At 51.9% G+C, this 18,609-nt stretch carries 15 protein-coding genes; 11 read left to right on the top strand and 4 right to left on the bottom strand.

All coding sequences use genetic code 11. The features are described from left to right. Window positions 1-10 precede the first annotated feature (10 nt). The 3 genes from J3P35_RS03885 (at window position 11) to J3P35_RS03875 (ending at window position 2,008) form a co-directional block, all read left to right on the top strand. A complete protein-coding gene (locus J3P35_RS03885; protein ID WP_210463051.1) occupies window positions 11-799 on the top strand; it encodes an outer membrane beta-barrel protein in 789 nt (262 codons plus the stop codon). A 168-nt stretch (window positions 800-967) separates the two neighbouring features. After that, window positions 968-1,189 (top strand): DUF2795 domain-containing protein, encoded by a 222-nt coding sequence (locus J3P35_RS03880; protein ID WP_022821757.1) that lies wholly within the window; start codon window positions 968-970, stop codon window positions 1,187-1,189. 87 nt (window positions 1,190-1,276) lie between these two features. Further along, entirely contained in the window at window positions 1,277-2,008 is a 732-nt protein-coding gene (locus tag J3P35_RS03875) for an ABC transporter ATP-binding protein (protein WP_210463050.1), read from the top strand. Between the two features lie 104 nt (window positions 2,009-2,112). Here J3P35_RS03875 and J3P35_RS03870 read toward each other — a convergent pair whose 3' ends face one another. The 4 genes from J3P35_RS03870 to queA all read right to left on the bottom strand — a co-directional run bounded on the left by J3P35_RS03870 (window position 2,113) and on the right by queA (window position 7,829). Then, entirely contained in the window at window positions 2,113-2,853 is a 741-nt protein-coding gene (locus J3P35_RS03870; protein WP_210463049.1) for a DUF4184 family protein, read from the bottom strand. 96 nt (window positions 2,854-2,949) lie between these two features. Further along, on the bottom strand, window positions 2,950-3,693 hold the full coding sequence (locus tag J3P35_RS03865; RefSeq protein WP_246849939.1) for a 2-C-methyl-D-erythritol 4-phosphate cytidylyltransferase: 744 nt from the start codon (window positions 3,691-3,693) through the stop codon (window positions 2,950-2,952). Between the two features lie 115 nt (window positions 3,694-3,808). Next, on the bottom strand, window positions 3,809-6,337 hold the full coding sequence (locus J3P35_RS03860; protein ID WP_210463048.1) for a sensor histidine kinase: 2,529 nt from the start codon (window positions 6,335-6,337) through the stop codon (window positions 3,809-3,811). Window positions 6,338-6,782: 445 nt separating this feature from the next. Further along, on the bottom strand, window positions 6,783-7,829 hold the full coding sequence (gene queA, locus J3P35_RS03855; RefSeq protein WP_210463047.1) for a tRNA preQ1(34) S-adenosylmethionine ribosyltransferase-isomerase QueA: 1,047 nt from the start codon (window positions 7,827-7,829) through the stop codon (window positions 6,783-6,785). Window positions 7,830-8,052: 223 nt separating this feature from the next. Here queA and J3P35_RS03850 point away from each other — a divergent pair, with 223 nt between their 5' ends. The 8 genes from J3P35_RS03850 (at window position 8,053) to J3P35_RS03815 (ending at window position 18,601) form a co-directional block, all read left to right on the top strand. Next, window positions 8,053-9,309: an ABC transporter permease gene (locus tag J3P35_RS03850; protein WP_210463046.1), complete on the top strand. Its 1,257-nt coding sequence runs from the start codon at window positions 8,053-8,055 to the stop codon at window positions 9,307-9,309. A gap of 108 nt (window positions 9,310-9,417) precedes the next feature. Further along, complete coding sequence (locus J3P35_RS03845; protein ID WP_210463045.1) at window positions 9,418-10,281, top strand: LOG family protein; 864 nt, start codon at window positions 9,418-9,420, stop codon at window positions 10,279-10,281. 184 nt (window positions 10,282-10,465) lie between these two features. Then, complete coding sequence (locus J3P35_RS03840; protein WP_210463044.1) at window positions 10,466-11,200, top strand: hypothetical protein; 735 nt, start codon at window positions 10,466-10,468, stop codon at window positions 11,198-11,200. A gap of 169 nt (window positions 11,201-11,369) precedes the next feature. Next, entirely contained in the window at window positions 11,370-12,251 is an 882-nt protein-coding gene (locus J3P35_RS03835) for a helix-turn-helix domain-containing protein (RefSeq protein WP_210463043.1), read from the top strand. A 93-nt stretch (window positions 12,252-12,344) separates the two neighbouring features. Continuing rightward, the gene (locus J3P35_RS03830) at window positions 12,345-13,466 is read left to right on the top strand and encodes a family 16 glycoside hydrolase (RefSeq protein ID WP_210463042.1); all 1,122 of its coding nucleotides are present in this window, start codon (window positions 12,345-12,347) and stop codon (window positions 13,464-13,466) included. Between the two features lie 209 nt (window positions 13,467-13,675). Next, on the top strand, window positions 13,676-16,399 hold the full coding sequence (locus J3P35_RS03825; protein WP_210463041.1) for a PKD domain-containing protein: 2,724 nt from the start codon (window positions 13,676-13,678) through the stop codon (window positions 16,397-16,399). Between the two features lie 38 nt (window positions 16,400-16,437). Next, window positions 16,438-17,553: an alanine racemase gene (locus J3P35_RS03820; protein ID WP_210463040.1), complete on the top strand. Its 1,116-nt coding sequence runs from the start codon at window positions 16,438-16,440 to the stop codon at window positions 17,551-17,553. Window positions 17,554-17,965: 412 nt separating this feature from the next. Beyond that, a complete protein-coding gene (locus J3P35_RS03815) occupies window positions 17,966-18,601 on the top strand; it encodes a hypothetical protein (protein WP_210463039.1) in 636 nt (211 codons plus the stop codon). The last annotated feature ends 8 nt before the right edge of the window (window positions 18,602-18,609 follow it).

The raw sequence follows: 18,609 nt of genomic DNA, 5'->3' as shown, positions 1-18,609 counted from the left end.
CGGCTTACCTATGAAAAAATACTTTCTACTACTTTTCCTATTTCTTCCTCTCCTTAGCCAGGCCCAAAACATCAAAGGCCCTTACCTGGGGCTCACCACGCAGTTCCAGAACACCTGGATCATCAATGATGAGCAATACGAGGATGTGAACTACAAACACCGCTTCACCACCAAATGGGCCCCCATTGGCGCAGTAGTTGGCTACAAATTCAACGAGAACCATAACCTGCAGGCAGAGATCTACCGCTCACACCAGGGCGAGAAATTTGACCTGGTAGACAACTCCGGCAACAAAGCCGGCGAAAAGGACATTGACCTGGTTTATTGGAATATTCCGCTGCTTTTCAAATACACCACCGGCGGCACGGTGCGCTTCAATTTCCAGGTGGGCCCGCAGCTGGGTATCCTGCAGAAAGGCACCGAAAGAAACACTTTTTCCCGCACGGCCTCTTACACCATTAAAGATCGCTCCTTTTCTGTACCGCAAGGAAATTACCTATTGGCCAGTACCGAAAGAAGTGAGGGCAGCAACTCTAATGTGGGTGAGTTCAACAAATACGACCTGGGTATTCTGTTAGGCCTCGGCGCCGAATACAGCCTGAGCACCAACCTTATTTTAACCGCCAACCTGCGCTACGGCTACAACTTTGTGAACATCCGCAAGGAAGAGCACATTGAAGACCTGAGCCGCGACACCGACTATTATGTACTGCGCCAAAACATGGTAGGGGGTTTGCAGATTGGCATCAATTACCTTTTCAACACCGGTGATGGCATTAGCAACGCCCGCCACGAGTAAAAAATAATCACTGAACTAAACATTTTGCAAAATTGCCCGTTGTGTTTTAGCAATTACAGGCCTAGGCAATAAGAAGAAATATTTGAATTGTCAATCAAAATCTTATTTTTGCAGCCCTGTTATCTCTGCAACTTGTTTGTATAGCTATACTTTAAAAGCGAATTTATTATGTATTGGACACTTGAACTTGCCTCTTACTTGGAAGATGCGCCTTGGCCAGCTACCAAAGATGAATTAATTGACTATTCTATCCGCTCCGGTGCCCCTATGGAGGTGGTAGAGAACTTGCAGGCTTTGGAAGACGATGGTCAACCATACGAGAGCATTGAAGAAGTTTGGCCGGACTATCCTACCAAAGAGGACTTCATGTTCAACGAAGACGAATACTAGAATAATTAGGAATTGGTAATTAAGAATTAGGAATTGCTTTTCTGCCTTTTTTGATTCCTAATTCTTAACTCCTAATTTTTAATTGCCTTGAGCGTCTTAGAAATAAAAGAACTGGTTGCGGGATACGACGAGCGCGTACTTCTCCGCAACCTTTCTTTTTTTGTGCCAGAACCAGCATTTGTCGCAATCATTGGCCACAACGGCAGCGGCAAATCCACCCTCCTGAAGACCCTTACCGGCCAGGTGCCGTACCAAGGCCAGATTCTGGTACAGGGTAAACCCTTGCCTAGACGCGCCGGAGCCCTCGCCCGATCCCTTTCCTATCTGCCGCAGAAGAACCAGGTAGCTTTCCCTATCAAAGTGCGCGAACTGGTGGTCATGGGCTTGTTCCGGCAGAAGCGCCTGCTGGAGCATTACACCGCCGCTGACTACCTCCGTGCTGAGGCCATGCTGGACCGCCTCCACATTTCGCACCTCAGCCAGCGCACCTTCACAGATCTATCCGGGGGAGAGCAGCAACTGGTCTGGCTCGCGCAACTCATGCTACAGGACGCACCCATTGCCCTACTGGATGAACCCACCCAGCAACTGGATGTCTACCATAAGAAAAGGGTCTTTGATTTAATGGACGCCTGGGTACGGGAAGAACAGAAAACGGTGCTCTGCATCACCCATGACCTGCTGAATCTCTTGCCCATGGAAGGCTATCTGCTCAACATCTCCCAACCCCATCCTACCCTGGAAAGGATCTCTCCCGAGGCAGTACTTGCGCAGCAACGGTTTTTGGAGGAGAAAGCCAGCACCACAGTACAGCGCTAGAACTTTACAGCTAGTTCTTCAGGAATTCCCCTGCCGTTATCTGTAGAGGGATACTTAACCTATATCCTTCATGAGAATAGGTTGGGCTAGGGCTGAAATGACGTTTACACTCTGCCGCTTCTAAAAATTCCCCTGACGCACAATGGCGTAAAAACCAAAGAAAGCATGAGCCCCGCAATTGCTGTTGCGATTAAGTGGCCATACATTCTGAGTTCTAACCCACTTAAAAGCCTAAGCAGTACAATCACCACAGCTATGATGAACAAGGTTGCCCAATACCTAATGCTTGGGCGATGGCTCTTCATCTTATAGATGGGGAGTTTGTATAAGGCGACAGCAATTACAATTGCTCCTATCAGAGTGCTTGTGTGTTGAAGTATTTTGAAGACGGGCAAACTTGCGCCGGAGATGTTTACCTTTTCAGCCAAAACCGGCAGCACGCTTACGAAATAGCCATATTCATGCGTGAAGCTATCCCACAAAAGGTGTGAGGCTGCCCCTACAAGTATGGAGATACATACCATTAGCCAATTACCTTTGAAGTAAGTATTCCAGCTGAATTCTTTGTATGCTGAGAGTCGGTTTTGGAGAACCGGCGGAAGGTTGTCAAACAAACTATTCCTCACCAAGTGGTGAAACAAGAAAGCAAGCACAAGGCTGAGGGGCAGGTTAAACCAAAACAGCCCTCCTATGGTGTGGCTGTAATTACTGCTCACTTTCATTCTCAGGAAATACTCACAATCGGGAGCGATGCTGCCAACTACCAACCCCGTTAAGGAAAACCATCGGCGAGGAAGCATTGTCAACGGCAAAACAATGGCAGGATGGGAGAAAGTAAAAGGCATTCTAAAAGCAGGTTTCCTTTTTAACAATTAAAGCCACTTCAGTCTTTCAGGCCCATTTTCATAAAAATACCCCAGAAAGGAAAAGCATATTACTTATTACCCTGCTTGCGCACCATTTGCCTCCTGCAGCAGAAAAGCCTCGGCTAATATCAGGTCTTCCGGGGTGGTAAGTTTGATGTTGCGAAAGCTCCCTTCCACCAGCTCTATCTTATGTCCGAAACGCTCTACCACCGAGGCATCATCGGTGAAGAGCGGGATTTCTGGTTGGGCGTAGGCGCGGCGCAGCAAGGGTAACCGGAAACACTGCGGCGTCTGCACCAACCGGTAAGCGGTACGGTCCAAGGCTTTGGAGGTGCCGCCCCGCACCCTTCTGATAGATTCTTTCAGGCTTACCGCCACCACGGCGGTTCCTTTCTGGGCGGCCGTGGAATAGGCTGCGTTTAAGATGGCATTGTCAATAAAGGGCCGCACACCGTCATGCACTGCCACCACGCCATCCTCTTCCCCGTCCAGCGCCGCCAACCCATTCTTCACTGATTGAAACCGGCTATTGCCGCCTGTTACAACCTGGTGCTTCATGGTGAACTGGTGTTCTGTACACAAGCGGCACCAGGTGGGGATTTCGGTCTCTGGCAGCACCAGCACCAGGGGCATCTCGGGGTCAAAGGCTTGGAACCGCCGAAGCGTGTGCATGAGCACCGGTTCGCCGGCAACAGGAAGGAATTGTTTGGGCATGGCCGCCTGCATTCTGGAGCCAGAGCCGCCGGCCACAATGATCGCGTACTTCTTCAAATCTGGTGAGAGCATGGTGGGCGCAAGATACGCATTCAGATGAGGCAAGGCCAGTTCTGTTTAGAGGCTGTTTCTGGTAAATCAGCTTTAAAACGGAACGGGTCTTGCCACAGGTCCCTCCTCTGGGAAAATCAATACTGCCCTTGGCTGCCCAACAGATCGTTTAGAACTCCAGGATGAAGGTAGTGCCCTGGTCCACCTCGCTGGTGACCCTGAGGTTGCCGCCCATGGCTTTGGCCTGGGAATGCGCAATGTAGAGCCCCATGCCTTTGCTGTCTTTGTGGTGGTGGAAACGCTGGTATAGCCCAAAGATGCGCTCGCCGTAGCGTTTCAGGTCTATGCCCAGCCCGTTGTCTGAGAAGTACAGCTTCTCGCAACCGTCCGCCGCCTTCTCGGCTTTAACCTCAATGTGCAACGGCCTATTGGGAGAGCGGTACTTCACGGCGTTGGTGAGCAGGTTCAATAGAATGCTGTGCAGGTACCCGGCGTTGTAGTAAACTTCAGGCACCTGGGAGAAATCTGTGGTGAGCTGGATGTCTTTCTTGTCCAGGAGCCCGTCTACAGACATCACCACCTTCTCAAAAGCCTGGGCCAGGTTCACCTGCTCTTTGTTTGTATGCGGATTGTCTTTGATCACCAACACTTCCAACAAATCATCTATGATGGTATTCAACTGCACCGTAGACTCCTTGAATTTCTGGATGAGCAGCTTGTTCCTGCCCTCGGGGATGGATTCTGTGTCTATGAGGTTGGCAATGCCGGTGAGATTGGCCAGTGGCGCGCGCAGGTTATGCGAGGTAATGAAGGTGAATTGCTTCAGGTCAGCGTTGTTCTGGGTCAGCTCCGCTATGAGCACTTCGCGCTCTTGTTCGTAGTTTTTGCGGTTGGTGATATCGCGCAGGATAGAGATCCAGTGGGTCAGCTTCTGCTTGCGGTTGAACATGGGAATCAATAGCAACTGGGTCCAGAAGGTGGTTCCGTCTTTGCGGTAGCTTTCCAGCTCTACCTCGCTGGACAGATAGGCTTGCATGCGGTCCATCAACAGTTGCAGGGTGTCCTGGTCTGTGGCGATACCGTTCAGGAAGGAAGGGTCTTTCCCCAGCACTTCTTCCTTGGTATAGCCCGTCATCTTATAAAAAGCATCGTTGTAGAAGATGGACCGCAACTTCTGCGGAACCCCAAGAGACACCTCGCTGATGATGATGGCATCTTTGGCGTTGGTGATGACTGATTCCAGCAAACGGAGCTGCTGTTCCTCTGCCTTCTGCTGCGTAATGTCTGTGAGGAGCGCAAAAACGTTTTCTACCTGCCCTTTCTCATCCAGCAAAGGTTGCACCTGCAATTTGATCCAGCGCTTTTCCTTGCTCTTGGTGTATTGGATGATTTCGCACTGCAGGGGCTGCAACTCTCTTAATTGGCTGTCAATAAACTCCAGGGTCTCTACGTCGGTCTCAAGGCCGTTCATGAGCGTGCCGGGGGTTTTGCTGGCCATTTCTTCCAGGGTGTATCCCATCATGCGGGTAAAAGCGGCGTTCACCCACTGGATGTTAAGATTTGGGTCCATGATCAAAACCCCATTGACGGTCTCGCGGGCCACTACAGAAAGTTTGCGCAGTTTCTCCTCGGTCTCTTTCTGCTCTGTGACATCCAGCATAGCCCCTACAATTCTCACTGAGCGGCCTTGGGCATCCCTGAGTACCGTACCCTGGTCTACCACGTGGGCGTATTCACCGTTGGCTTTCTTAAACCGGTACTCTTCGCGCCAGAAATTCTGGTCGGTACTGGCAATGACCTTCTCTAAAGATTCATTCACCCGCGCCAGGTCATCTGGGTGCACCTGCGCCGCCCAAACATCCAGCTCAGGCCCAAACTCTTTCACCTTGAACCCAAACAGCTTCTCAAAGCCCGACCCCCAGTTGATTTTATAATTGACAATGTCAAAATCCCAGATGGCGTCATTGGTGGCCAGGGTAGCGTAGTAATAGCGGTCATTGCTTTCTCTAAGCTCAATCTCTGAGAGTTTGTTTTCCAGGATCAGTTGCAGAAGGCTTCGGATACTCTCCAGTGTCTCTTCTTCCTCCGGTGTGGGCGCTTTTACCTCCTGGTAGTAGATGGCCATGGTACCCAGAATTTTCTGGTTTGACCCAATCAAGGGAAAAGACCAGCAAGCCTCCAGGCCATATTTGAGCAGCGCGGGATAATGGTCTTTCCAGCGCGGATCTGTTTTCACATCCTTGGCGATTACCTTCTGCCCCAGGAAAGCCGCCGTACCGCAGGAACCGGCGTTTTCCCCAATCCGGATGCCCTTGATTTCATTGCAGAAGCTTTCTGGCAGGCTGGGCGCCGCAATGGGGTAAAGCTTGCCGTCTTTCAGGCGCATGCAGGAACAGAACATACCCTTGTGCAGCTTCTCCACCTCTTTGAGGTAAAAAGACACAGTAGACGCAAGGGTGCTGCCGGGAAGGGCGTTTTTCTCCAGCACCTTTTTACCCAGGCGCTCCAGCTCCATGGTTCTTTTGTAAGTGCTTACTTCTTTGAGGAGGCCAATGTTGATCTGCTCCGAGGCTACTTGCCTGGCATGGTCCTTGGCTTTCTCCAGTTCCTGGCGGGTTGCCTGCAACTCCTGCTGTAGTAGCGCCAGTTGCTCTTTATAGCTAGCTGGTTCCTGCGGAGAGCCCTGTATCTGGTTCATGGCTTTTTCCTGGTTTGCGGCGGGCAGATCATGTGTACCCTTCCCTATTTGCGCAACCTTCTGCGTTAAGGCTGCAATATCCTTTTGAGTTTCCTCCTGCATTGAACGTACATAAAAAGTGAGAACCACAAACCATTTATCTCACAACTTTCCTTTTGGTGACGCCACCCGGAAATTCTTATCGCTCAGCTACACTAACTGAGAAATGAAGGTTGTTTCTAGGAGGGCCAATATCACTTCAGGCGCTCTCCTTCTTATTAGCAGATTAAAGATAAGCCAATTCTTTGGACCAACTATAGGCAAGCCTAAATTAGATAATCAAAGGACTGATTTATATAGAAAGAAGAGCCGCAGCGTTTTGGCCTTGTTTCCATGAAACAGGCCAAAAACAAAAAGCCCTGCCGGCAATAGATACCGGCAGGGCTTTCCAGAAAGGCAAGGGGTCTTATAGAATCAGCATTACGTCTCCGTAGCTGAAGAACTTATACTTCTCTTTGATAGCAGTCTGGTAAGCTTCCATGATCAGCTCGTATCCGCCAAAAGCCGCGGCCATCATCAAGAGGGTAGACTCTGGCATGTGGAAGTTGGTGATAAGGCTGTTGGCGATCTTGAAGTCATACGGAGGGAACACGAATTTATCGGTCCAGCCTTCGTTGGGTTTCAGGCGGCTGTTGGCAGACACTGATGACTCCAAGGCACGCATGGTGGTGGTTCCTACGGAGCACACGCGTTTCTTCGCATCCAGGGCCTTGTTCACGATTTTGGCGGTTTCCTCGGTCACGAAGAACTGCTCAGAGTCCATCTTGTGTTTGGTGAGGTCCTCTACGTCTACCTGACGGAAAGTACCCAAACCTACGTGCAGGGTTACCGGAGCCACGTCCACACCTTTCAGTTCAAGGCGTTTCAATACTTCTCTGGTGAAGTGCAGACCAGCGGTTGGGGCGGCTACCGCACCGGTTACCTCGGCGTACACGGTCTGGTAACGCTCTTCGTCCTCGGGCTCTGGCTCGCGTTTGATGTATTTAGGAAGCGGGGTTTCGCCCAGGCTGTGCACCACTTTGTAGAACTCCTCGTCCGGTCCGTCATACAGGAACTTGATGGTACGGCCGCGCGAAGTGGTGTTGTCAATCACCTCGGCTACCAGGTCACTGTCCCCGAAGTAGAGTTTGTTGCCCACCCGTATTTTACGCGCCGGGTCTACCAGCACATCCCACAGGTGAATACGCTTGTCCAACTCGCGCAACAGGAACACTTCAATCTTGGCGCCGGTTTTCTCCTTGTTTCCGTACAAACGGGCCGGAAACACCTTGGTGTTGTTCGTCACCATGACATCGCCGTCGTCAAAATAACCAATGATGTCTTTGAAAACTTTATGCTCAATCTTGCCGCTGTCACGGTGGATCACCATCATTCTGGCTTCATCACGGTTTGGGGCCGGATGGGTAGCCATCAGGTCGTTGGGCAGGTCAAATTTAAACTCTGATAACTTCATTTTTAATATTACGGTATTAAAATATTTTGGAAAATAGAGGGCAAAGGTAGGCAGTTTGCGCTAATTTCTTTTACTTTCCGCCAAATTTAAGTAAGGGGCTCCCTGGGAATCTGCCGGAAAGGCAAGCGAAGGGGTGTAAGAAAATAACCCTTTTCGCTACTAATAAGTTTGTTGCACCCATAACTATTTCTGGGACAGGCTACTTCTCCTCTCACCTCTACAAATGTTATACTTACGGCTGGTATATGAAAGTTTTAGGTTCGCGTGGCAGGCCCTGCGGTCTAACCTCTTGCGTACTATTCTTTCGTTGCTGGGCGTGACCATAGGCATCTTCGCCATCATCTCGGTGTTCACCATTGTAGACTCTTTGGAGCGCAGCATACGGGAGAGCATGAGTTTTGTGGGCGAGCGCATTGTGTACGTAGAGAAGTTTCCCTGGATCTTCAAAGACGGCTCTGACATACCGTGGTGGAAATTCATGCAGCGCCCCTCCCCCAACACGCGCGAGTTCAGGTACATGCATGAGAACCTGGAGAATGCCGATGCCGTGGCCCTGGTGGCCAGACGGGGAGGCAACACCTTCAAGCACCGCAACAACAGCATGGCCGGTATTATGCTGCAAGGAGTGACCCTGGACTTCAACAAAGTAGCCGAAGTACCCATTGCCGAGGGCCGGTTCTTCACCCAGCAGGAAGTTGACGGATCGCGCAACGTGATCGTGATTGGAGACGAGGTGGCGCAAAGCCTCTTCCCCTTCGGCACTGCCCTTGGCGGCGACATCAGAATCAGCGGCCAGAAGTTCACGGTCATAGGGGTGATGGAAAAACAGGGAGCCGGCCTTTTTGAGGGCATGCCCACCAATGACAAAAACTCCTACGTGCCTTTCGGGGCTTTCGGGAAGTTGTTTGCCGGCGGGCCCAGGGGCGTACAACCCACGCTCATGGTCAAAGGCCGGGTAGATGACATGAACCTGCAGAACCTGGAGTATGAGATAAAGGGCAAGATGCGCACCATACGGGGGCTCAAGCCTTACCAGGAAGATAATTTTGCCATAAACCGCTCAGAGATGATGGCCGATGCCATTGGCGAGATGTTCTCCATCATTGGCTTTGCCGGCTGGGTTATAGGCGGTTTCTCCATCCTGGTGGGTGGTTTCGGGATCGCCAACATCATGTTCGTCTCGGTGAAAGAGCGTACCAACATCATCGGGATCCAGAAATCCCTGGGCGCGAAAAATTTCTTTATCCTGTTCCAGTTCCTGTTTGAGTCTGTGTTCCTGAGCCTTATAGGCGGTGGGGTAGGCATCCTGCTGGTCTCGCTGGTAACCTTTATCCCCATGGGCTCGTTGGAGATTATCCTTACGCCCGGCAACATAATCCTGGGATTGGGCGTATCGGTCGTGATTGGCGTACTTTCAGGCATTATTCCGGCGGTCATTGCTTCCCATCTGGACCCCGTCATTGCCATCAGGTCTAAATAGCAGTTCCAGACCTACCGTTTACCCGGCACCAGTTCCACATTTATTTTAAACTATCACGCCTGTTTTTGGCGCATTTTGCGTAAAAGAGGCTTTATACATGATTGACATATGACGAAGTTGAGAAAATCCAGCAAAACCAAACTGCACGATGAAACCGCTAACGTAGGCAGCGGCACCACCATCATTAAGCCAGATGCCAATGACCACAAGGTTAATTCTCTGCAGGAAGCCAAAAAAATAGCCAAGCGCGAGGCCCCGGTGATCAGCGAGGATGACAAGCGCATCAGGGAAGCGTTCACTGACAAAGACTGGAACGAAATCAAAATTGCCGACTCCTGGCAGATCTTCAAAGTGATGTCTGAGTTTGTGGAGGGTTTTGAGAAAATGGCCAAAATTGGCCCGTGTGTCTCCATCTTCGGCTCAGCGAGAACTAAACCCGAGAACCCGTACTACATCATGGCCGAGGAGATTGCCGCCAAGCTGGTGCGCCACGGTTACGGCGTGATCACGGGCGGCGGACCGGGTATCATGGAAGCAGGCAACAAGGGCGCGCACTCAGAAGGCGGCCGCTCTGTGGGTCTCAACATCCAGCTGCCGTTTGAACAGTTCAACAACATCTATATTGACCCGGATAAGCTCATCAACTTTGACTACTTCTTTGTGCGCAAGGTGATGTTTGTGAAATATGCGCAGGGCTTCATTGGCATGCCTGGCGGTTTCGGGACGCTGGACGAGCTTTTTGAGGCCATCACCCTTATCCAGACCAAAAAGATTGGCAAGTTCCCCATTGTACTGGTGGGCAAGAAATACTGGCAGGGCATGTTTGACTGGATCAAGGACGTGATGCTCACCCAGGAAAGCAACATCAGCCCAGAAGACTTGGACCTGGTGCACCTGGTAGACAACGCCACCGATGCCGTCAAAGTCATTGACGATTTCTACAGCAAATACCTGTTGTCTCCAAACTTCTAAGAAGCAAATACTTTGGCCTTTTTGGCCTGTTTCCCCAAAAGAGCCCCGAAACCCATCGGGGCTCTTTTGTTTTTGGGCCATTAAGAAAGAACGAGGATGGATAAATAGATGAAAGCTGTTTGTGCAATTCTGCAGGATTAAGCATCTGAAAAGGCAGATACTTCTAGTTTAAACCTGACCCAGCATGACAAAACCTCTCCTCCTTGTACTCACTTTGCTACTTCTGGCGGGCTGTGGGCCAAACAAAATGCCACCCCCTTATGAGCGGGTGGCATGCCATTATAAAAAAGACAATCCTTTGCTTAAAGTCTACAATGATGTACTCATTGAGTTAGTAGAGACCCGAGGTTATCAGCTTTACTTAAACAAATCCTTGAACATAGATTCTCTATGGAAAACTTCACCTTTGTACGACCTCAAAGATTCCAGCGCCATTTATGCTGAGTTGAACAGAATACACCACCTTTTTAGCCAACATCAAAAATCAACTTTTAACAACCCTAAAAAATGGTGCACTGCCTATCTAGACAGCCAACTTATAGATTTTAAAATGGTGTTGAAAAGCCTTCCATCTGAAATGGATAAGGAGTTGTGGACCTCACTCCAGATAGATTCCAGTGCTTGGCAGAAATATACCCCAGATAGTCTACAGTTGGTAAAAGCCCAGCTAAATTACCGTGACTTCCAGGCTTGCACGTTTAAGATAGAACCAGAATCTGCGTTTAGTTCTCAGAGCCCAAGTTGCTCCATTGGTCATTATAAATTCTCAACGGTGGTTTTAAACAGGGCGAAAGACAAAGGCTGGCTCTATTATGAGTTCGTATGCGGAGGAACTTGCGGCAGAGGGGAAATTATCACCATTGAGAAACAACATGAGAACTGGGTAATCAAGGATTCTAAGATGCTCTGGATTTCATAACTTGATATAGAAAATAAGCTGCGTAACCAATTCTTGTCCAGAGTTAACTTTCTGCCAATCTGTTTTTAGATCATTTTTCTCAAAACAAGCCGAAAACCTACCGATTCGTTTGTAAGTCTTGCACGGAACAAAAAGCCATTTGTATCTTTCTCCTCCGTTCATCTGACACATGCCCCGCCCTACCCAAAATATCCCGCACTACCATTTCCTCCGGAACAAATATGGTCCGGAGTTGCTCCTGGATGTGGGCAGGGTAGAGACGCTGGAGAACTTTGTTCTGGACAGCACCCCGCACACCCTTGCCTTCTATGACATCATGTTTATTGAAGAAGGCAGCGGCACTTTCTGCCTGGACAACGCCGCGCATGACCTGCAGCCCGGCAAGATCATCTTCACCTCGCCGGGGCAGGTGCGGCAGTGGCAGGCCAGGAGTCCGGTAAAAGGCTACACGCTGTTTTTTGAAGAGGATTTCACCGCCACTTTCTTCAACGATCCGCTGTTTCTGCACCGTTTTCAGTTTTTTAACAACCAGACGTTGTCCGGAGCGCTCCACACCCCGCCGGTTGAGTTCAAGAAGCTGATCCAAACCGTGGAAGCCATTGAGCGGGAGTTCAGGCATCTGCAGAATGACAGTCCGCACATGCTGCGCGCGCTGCTGTACCAGATGTTGGTGCACCTGAACCGGCTATACGCCCAGCAGCACCAAACCGAGGCCGACACCGAGGGCAACCACGCCATTTACTCTTTCCGGAAACTGCTGGAGGCTCACTTCTGGCAGAAGCACCAGGTACAGGACTACGCCGATCTGCTGCACATCACCCCCGCGCACCTCAACAACCTTACCCAGCGCTACTTCGGCACCTCGGCCTCGGCGCTCATCAAAGGCCGCCTGCTGCTGGAGGCCAAACGGCAGTTGCTGTACACCGCTAAAACGGTTTCTGAGATTGCCTATGACCTCCATTTCTCAGACACCGCCAACTTCAACCGCTTCTTCCGGTCTGGCTGCGGCGTCACGCCCAAAGCCTTCCGCGCCCAGGAGTTGGCAAAATGACCATAACACCCTAAAAAACGACCTGTCGCCCTGGCCGGCTGCTATAGACCTTTGCTTCATCCTAAAGATGATGCTCCATTAAAAGGCAGTAGCATGAAAAAGCAATGTGCGTTTCTGGCGCTGTGGTTGTGCTCTTTACCAGTCCTCACCGCCCCAAAAAAAGACTTTACCTCCTCAGACTGGCAACTCCCCAGCGGCAATGCCGGCATGACCCACTTCAAAGGCCAAGAAAGCCTGTACATCCAGAAAGGCGTGGCCCTGCTGGGCGAAGAGCAGCTGCAGAACGGAGTTCTGGAAGTAGACATCGCGGATGACGATGCCCGCGGCTTTGCCGGCCTCGTTTTCCACCATGACGGGAAAGGCACCTATGAGGAAATTTATGTGCGCCTGCACAAGGCTGGCCAACCCGATGCCCTGCAATACGCCCCCGTTTACCACCAAAGCAACTCCTGGGCTTTATACCCGGAGCATCAGGCAACTGCCACCTTCGCCTCCGGTGAATGGACCCACCTGAAAGTGGTGATACAAGGCAGTACCGCAGCCGTTTACCTGAACCATGCAGACCAGCCTTCACTTACCGTTTCTGACCTGAAAATCAAAAACCAGCCTAAAACCAGGATCGGATTAAAAGCCCTGGACGGCGCTTACTTCAGCAATTTCCGGTTCTCGCCTCTGCCCCAGGTTTCCGCGCCCTTGGAAGCCAAAACTCCCGATGCTCCTGCCGCCATCATGCACTGGCAGGTTTCCCAGGCTTTGGCCATCCCCCAGCACCATCCTTCCCTCTTTGTCTTGCCTGACCGCAAAGCCCTTACCTGGGAGAACCTGCCCACGGAGGCTTCCGGCTTATTGAACATCGCGGCCCACCGGCAGAAAACCTCGGCAGAGCCGATGACGGAGACACCAGAAAGTTACGTGTGGGTAAAACTGGAATTGGCCTCTGACCGACCACAACTGCGGCAATTCTTCTTTGAGTACAGCAACAAAGCCCAGGTTTTCCTCAACGGCCAGCCACTGTTCTATGGAGACAATAGCTTCCGGGCAAAAGGCCTCATGTTCCGGGGCGACATTGACAAAACGCTCCAGACCAATTCGCTTTTCCTGCCTTTGCGCCAAGGCAACAACACCATATTGATAGCGCTTTCTTCCGAGGCCAACGGCTGGGGCCTGATGGGCCGGCTAGACAGGATGGCGGGGATCAAGCTAATAAATCCTTAGCGGCTATTCTGTTTCGGGGCTGTTTTGCAGCAAACAGCCCCGAAACAGACGCTTGGTTTAACAAATTACCTATAGAAAAAAGGAAAGCCAATCAGGAGGCACTTTTCACATAGGACAATGCCGGTGCATATTTTTTAGGGGAGGGAAATACAACTTTACTTCTAAAAAAGTAATTTGCCTGGCCCTAAGTCACCCTAGCCTCCTACTTATTGTTGAACTTCTACGTCACTCCTCGCAGGGTCTGGGCCCTGCTGTGCACTGCCTTGCTTTGCCTGCAGGCAAGCTCCATTGTAATTGCCCAGAGACAAAGCGCCATCTGGTATTTTGGAAGTGGCGCCGGCCTTGATTTCAGGGCCGGAGCACCTACCCCTCTTTTGGATGGCGCCATGCAAGCCTTTGAGGGTTGCGCCACCATGTCTGATGACGAGGGAAAACTGCTTTTCTACACCGATGGCATCAACGTATGGAACCGCCAGCACCGGCCTATGCCCAATGGCACTGGCCTGTTTGGGAACGGTTCTTCGGCTCAGGCGGCGGTGGCGGTGCCTTCCCCCACCAACCCCATGCAGTTTTATGTCTTCACCAATGACTGCAACGCCCGCAGCAACGGCCTGCGTTACTCGGTAGTAGATATGTCCCGGGAAGCGGGATTGGGGGACATCGTGCAAAAGAACGTGGCCCTGCACGCGCCGGTCTCTGAGATGGTGACGGCGGTACGTCACCAGAACAAACAGGCTTATTGGGTCCTCGCCCATGAGTACGGCAATAATTCCTTCAGAGCCTACCTCATTGACGCAAATGGGGTAAGTTCAACCCCGGTGATCAGCAAAGTAGGTACCGTCCACAGGGAGGAAACCGCCGGCACATCGGCTATTGGGTGCATGAAGCTGTCTCCAGACGGGAAAAAGCTGGCTGTTGCCTCCACCGTGGTGGGCGCGGAAGTGTATGATTTCAACGCCGCAACCGGCCAGGTTTCCAATCCCATCAAGATCAACGGCATCAGGAGCGGGTACGGTGTGGAGTTCTCCCCAAGCGCGTCTTTGCTGTACATCACCACCAGCAGCAACGTGCAACTAATGCAGGTAAACCTGAAAGCCGGAGACGCCGCCGCCATTGCTGCCTCGGCCGTGGAAATTGCGAAGATCGGGCAGGATGTTGCCACGCCGTACGTGGGCGGCAGCCTGCAGTTGGGCCCGGATGGCAAGCTGTACGTAGCCCGGCCCGAAAGCCAGCACTTGGGCGTGGTGCAGGCACCCAACCTGCTTGGGGCGGCTTGTAACTATTTAGACCGGGGCATAAACCTGGGAGGGAAAAAGAGCATGTGCGGCCTGCCCGTCTTTATCCAAAGCTTCTTTCAGTACGATGGCCAGTTGAAGTTCTCTAATAGCTGCTTCGGGGAAGAAGCGCAGTTCTCTCTGGAAGTAGCGCCTTGGGAGCCGCAGCCTACCTCTATCCTCTGGAACTTCGGGGACCCGGCGTCCGGTGCCGCCAACACCTCTACTTTGCCCTCGCCCAAACACCGGTTTTCCGCCCCCGGCACCTATACCGTCAAACTCACCCGTACCTTTGTTAACACGCTGGAGGAGTACACCATTCAGTTCGTGATCAAACCTTTACCGGAAGTAAACCTGGGTCCTGACCGCAGCCTCTGCCCGGGCACTGGCACGGTGCTGGACGCTACCCTGCCCAACGCCACCTACCGTTGGAGCAACGGCAGTACGCAGGCCACCCTCACCGTCACGCAGCCCGGCACTTACTGGGTAGAGGTAACGGTAGACGGCTGCACCGTCCGAGACGAGATTACCATTAGCCAACTGCCCGCGCCGCCGCTGGAACTAGGCCCCGACCGCAGCCTCTGCGCCGGCGAAACGCTGGTGCTGAATGCCACGGCTCCCGGCGTTACCTACCGCTGGCAGGATGGCTCCACCAATCCTACGTTCACCGTCACGCAGGCGGGCCGCTATGAAGTCACGCTCACCAACGCCCAGGGCTGCGTCTCTACTGATGCGGTTGAAATAAGCTACAAACCTTTGCCGGTGGTGAACTTAGGGCCAGATCGGGTGCTTTGTGCCGGGGAGCCGTTGGTACTAGGTGCCGCGCAGACGGGCGCTACCTACCGCTGGCAGGACGGTTCCACAGGTGCTACTTTTTCTCCCACCGTTTCCGGCACGTTTTGGCAGGAAGTGACCATCAACGGCTGTACCTCCCGCGATGAAGTGAACGTTTTGTTCAACCCGCTGCCCGTGGTGAACCTGGGCCGGAATACTACCCTCTGCGATGGCCAGACCTTGTCGCTGAATGCGGCCCGCGCCAATGCTACTTACCGCTGGCAGGATGGCTCTACCGGGCCCTCGTTCCTGGTTTCCGGCCCCGGCACTTACTGGGTAGACGTTACCAACGAGTTCAACTGCACCACCAGAGACGAGATCCGGGTGCATTACCTCACGCCACCGGCCATTGAGTTGGGCCGCGACACCACCCTTTGCTTCGGTGACACCCTCACCATTGGCCAGGTGCTTCCCAATGTGACGTATCTCTGGCAGGACGGCTCCACCCAAGCCACCTTAGACGTGACCCAGCCAGGCACCTACCGTGTCAAGGCCTCCTTGCAGCACTGCAGCCAAACCGATGTCATCACCGTCCGGTTCAAAGACTGCGTGGGCGGCCTCTTCATCCCCAACATCATCACGCCCAACGGTGATGGGCAAAACGACACCTTCTTTATCTTAGGTTTGCTCCGGGCAGATAGCGGCTCAAATGAAGACAAATGGGACCTTACCATCTTTGACCGATGGGGAAAACGCATCCATCACATCCCGGAGTACCGGAACAACTGGACCGCTGAAGGATTGACGGAAGGTGTTTACTACTACCATCTGCGCCACAGCCAAGACGGCCGGGCGTACCGGGGTTGGGTAGAGGTAGTGCGGTAAATGGCTTATCTTTGCCATTCAACCCTGTAACCGCTGCCATGTCCTTCCTTGACCAGATCTCCGAGCCTACCCTTCTGCTGAATGAAACCATTGCCCGCGCCAACATCCGCCGCATGGCCGAGAAAGCGAAACGGCAGAACGTGCGGTTGCGGCCGCATTTCAAGACGCACCAGAGCTGGCAGGTAGGCGAGTGGTTCCGGGAAGAAGGCGTGACGGCCATCACCGTTTCCTCGGTGAAAATGGCGCAGTACTTCGCCCGGCACGGCTGGCAGGACATCACCATTGCCTTTCCGCTGAACCGCCGTCAGTTGCCGCAGATAACAGAACTGGCGCAGCAGATCACCTTAAACCTGACCATCACCTCCGCCGATGACGTGGTCTTTCTGCGCGAGCATTTGCCTACGCCTGTAAATATTTGGATCAAGGCAGACACCGGCTACGGCCGCACCGGCATCAAGACCGAAGACACCGCCGTTTTGGACACTGTTTTACAGGAACTGGCCCAAACCCCGCAGCACACTTTCCTGGGTTTCTTGGCCCATTCCGGCCATTCCTACAAAGCCCGAGGCGTAGAGGCCATTGCCGCGGTGCACCAGCAAACCCTAGAGAAAATGCGCGCCCTCAAAGAGCAGTACCTAGCCGCCTGGCCTCACCTGCAACTCTCCATCGGGGATACGCCCAGTTGCAGCGCCATGGAAGACTTCAGCGGCATGGATGAAATCCGCCCCGGAAACTATGTGTTCTATGATCTTACCCAAAACCAGATTGGTTCCTGCCAACTGGAAGACATTGCCGTGGCCATGGCCTGCCCCGTAGTCGCCCTGCACCCAGACCGCAACGAGGTCATTCTCTACGGCGGCTCCGTGCACTTCTCCAAAGACATGCTTCCCCTGCCAGATGGCCGCACCATTTTTGGGTTGGTAGTGCCTTTAACGGAGACCGACTGGGGAGCGCCTCTGCCTGGTACCGCGGTCATTTCGCTTTCCCAGGAACACGGCGTAGTCAGAACCACGCCGGAGCTGTTCTCTCATTTTCAAGTCGGGGGTTTAGTGGGCGTGCTGCCGGTGCACTCCTGCCTGACGGCGGATGTAGCGAGGGGTTATCTCACGTTGCAAGGCGAGCGGCTGGAGCATTTGAGCGGGGTAATTGTCTGAAGCAGGATTTTCAGGATTCAAAAGATTTCCAAGATTCTTCGCTGGCGCGAGCCTCTGGCTCGTGTCCGCACGCATTCCTGATCAGATTAGTACCACCTGTAAATAGAAAAGCGCGGTCTGCAAGCTCGTACCAGCATAAGCTTTGCTTTGATTTTAGAAAAGACAGGCTGGGAACGGCACTGGCACAGACGCTCGCAGGAGCTTCGCACGCTACGAGGTCTTTTGATTAACAGCTTAGCTTCGGAGGCCAATAGTAAAAACGCCTGCTCAGAAGACCTCGCAGCGTCTTCCAGACCTGCGAGCGTCTGTGCCACCAGCGATTACCTAACCAATTACCTGTTTATAGGCTGTTTTATGGAAAACAGGTCCAAAGCGCATCTGCCTTAAAATGGCCAACTAAATCCCAAAGCAAATGCACTTCTTAAAAATAAACTTCTCCATTCTTTATCCTTTGGGCATTTTCTCTTGTCTAGGGCTATTTAGCTGTGGCCAGGAAAAACATGAAGACATTAAGGCAAAAGAAGCACACACCCTCACCCTTATTAAGTTTGGCTATGCCGACTCAGCAAATACCCAAAACAAAGGCTTAAGTATCTATAGTTACACCTATATAAATTTAATCAATGACTCTGTTTCTGCCTACTTCAAAACATACCACCCAAACCTTGAAGCTAAACCAGAGATTAAGCAAACTTCAGGGTTCATAAATGGAATAGGCCAAGACAGTACTCTCCTCAAATTTATTAAGCGAAGAAAGAATTTGCCCTTGCGGAAATCCCACTCAACAGAATCTAACCATCATGGTGAACCATTTTTTGTTCTGGTGACACAAACAGGCAGCACAAAGAAGATTCAGCAATCTTATAACTATGAATACGATCCTGCTACTAAATACAGCCTGCAATACATTGATAGATTAATCCACAATACTGGTTTAAAGAATGTTAAGGTGTCCCTTAATGAAGACAGTGTTTTAGTGCCTCTCTTAAACGATCCAGAGTTTTCTACTTTCCCATACCCTCCATCTTCTCCAACAATCAATAATTAGCTTCCATT

The organism is Rufibacter roseolus (genome assembly GCF_017916365.1).
Classification (GTDB): Bacteria; Bacteroidota; Bacteroidia; order Cytophagales; family Hymenobacteraceae; genus Nibribacter; species Nibribacter roseolus.
Note: the sequence above shows the minus strand (reverse complement) of the source record. Positions and strands in the feature narration are given on the sequence as shown.

Excerpts from the sequence above, each read along its gene's own strand:
- J3P35_RS03835 (WP_210463043.1), top strand. The coding sequence starts at position 11,370 with ATGCCCCGCCCTACCCAAAATATCCCGCACTACCATTTCCTCCGGAAC.
- queA (WP_210463047.1), bottom strand. The coding sequence starts at position 7,829 with ATGAAGTTATCAGAGTTTAAATTTGACCTGCCCAACGACCTGATGGCT.
- J3P35_RS03845 (WP_210463045.1), top strand. The coding sequence starts at position 9,418 with ATGACGAAGTTGAGAAAATCCAGCAAAACCAAACTGCACGATGAAACC.
- J3P35_RS03870 (WP_210463049.1), bottom strand. The coding sequence starts at position 2,853 with ATGCCTTTTACTTTCTCCCATCCTGCCATTGTTTTGCCGTTGACAATG.
- J3P35_RS03815 (WP_210463039.1), top strand. The coding sequence starts at position 17,966 with ATGCACTTCTTAAAAATAAACTTCTCCATTCTTTATCCTTTGGGCATT.
- J3P35_RS03830 (WP_210463042.1), top strand. The coding sequence starts at position 12,345 with ATGAAAAAGCAATGTGCGTTTCTGGCGCTGTGGTTGTGCTCTTTACCA.
- J3P35_RS03840 (WP_210463044.1), top strand. The coding sequence starts at position 10,466 with ATGACAAAACCTCTCCTCCTTGTACTCACTTTGCTACTTCTGGCGGGC.
- J3P35_RS03880 (WP_022821757.1), top strand. The coding sequence starts at position 968 with ATGTATTGGACACTTGAACTTGCCTCTTACTTGGAAGATGCGCCTTGG.
- J3P35_RS03850 (WP_210463046.1), top strand. The coding sequence starts at position 8,053 with ATGTTATACTTACGGCTGGTATATGAAAGTTTTAGGTTCGCGTGGCAG.
- J3P35_RS03820 (WP_210463040.1), top strand. The coding sequence starts at position 16,438 with ATGTCCTTCCTTGACCAGATCTCCGAGCCTACCCTTCTGCTGAATGAA.
- J3P35_RS03860 (WP_210463048.1), bottom strand. The coding sequence starts at position 6,337 with ATGAACCAGATACAGGGCTCTCCGCAGGAACCAGCTAGCTATAAAGAG.
- J3P35_RS03885 (WP_210463051.1), top strand. The coding sequence starts at position 11 with ATGAAAAAATACTTTCTACTACTTTTCCTATTTCTTCCTCTCCTTAGC.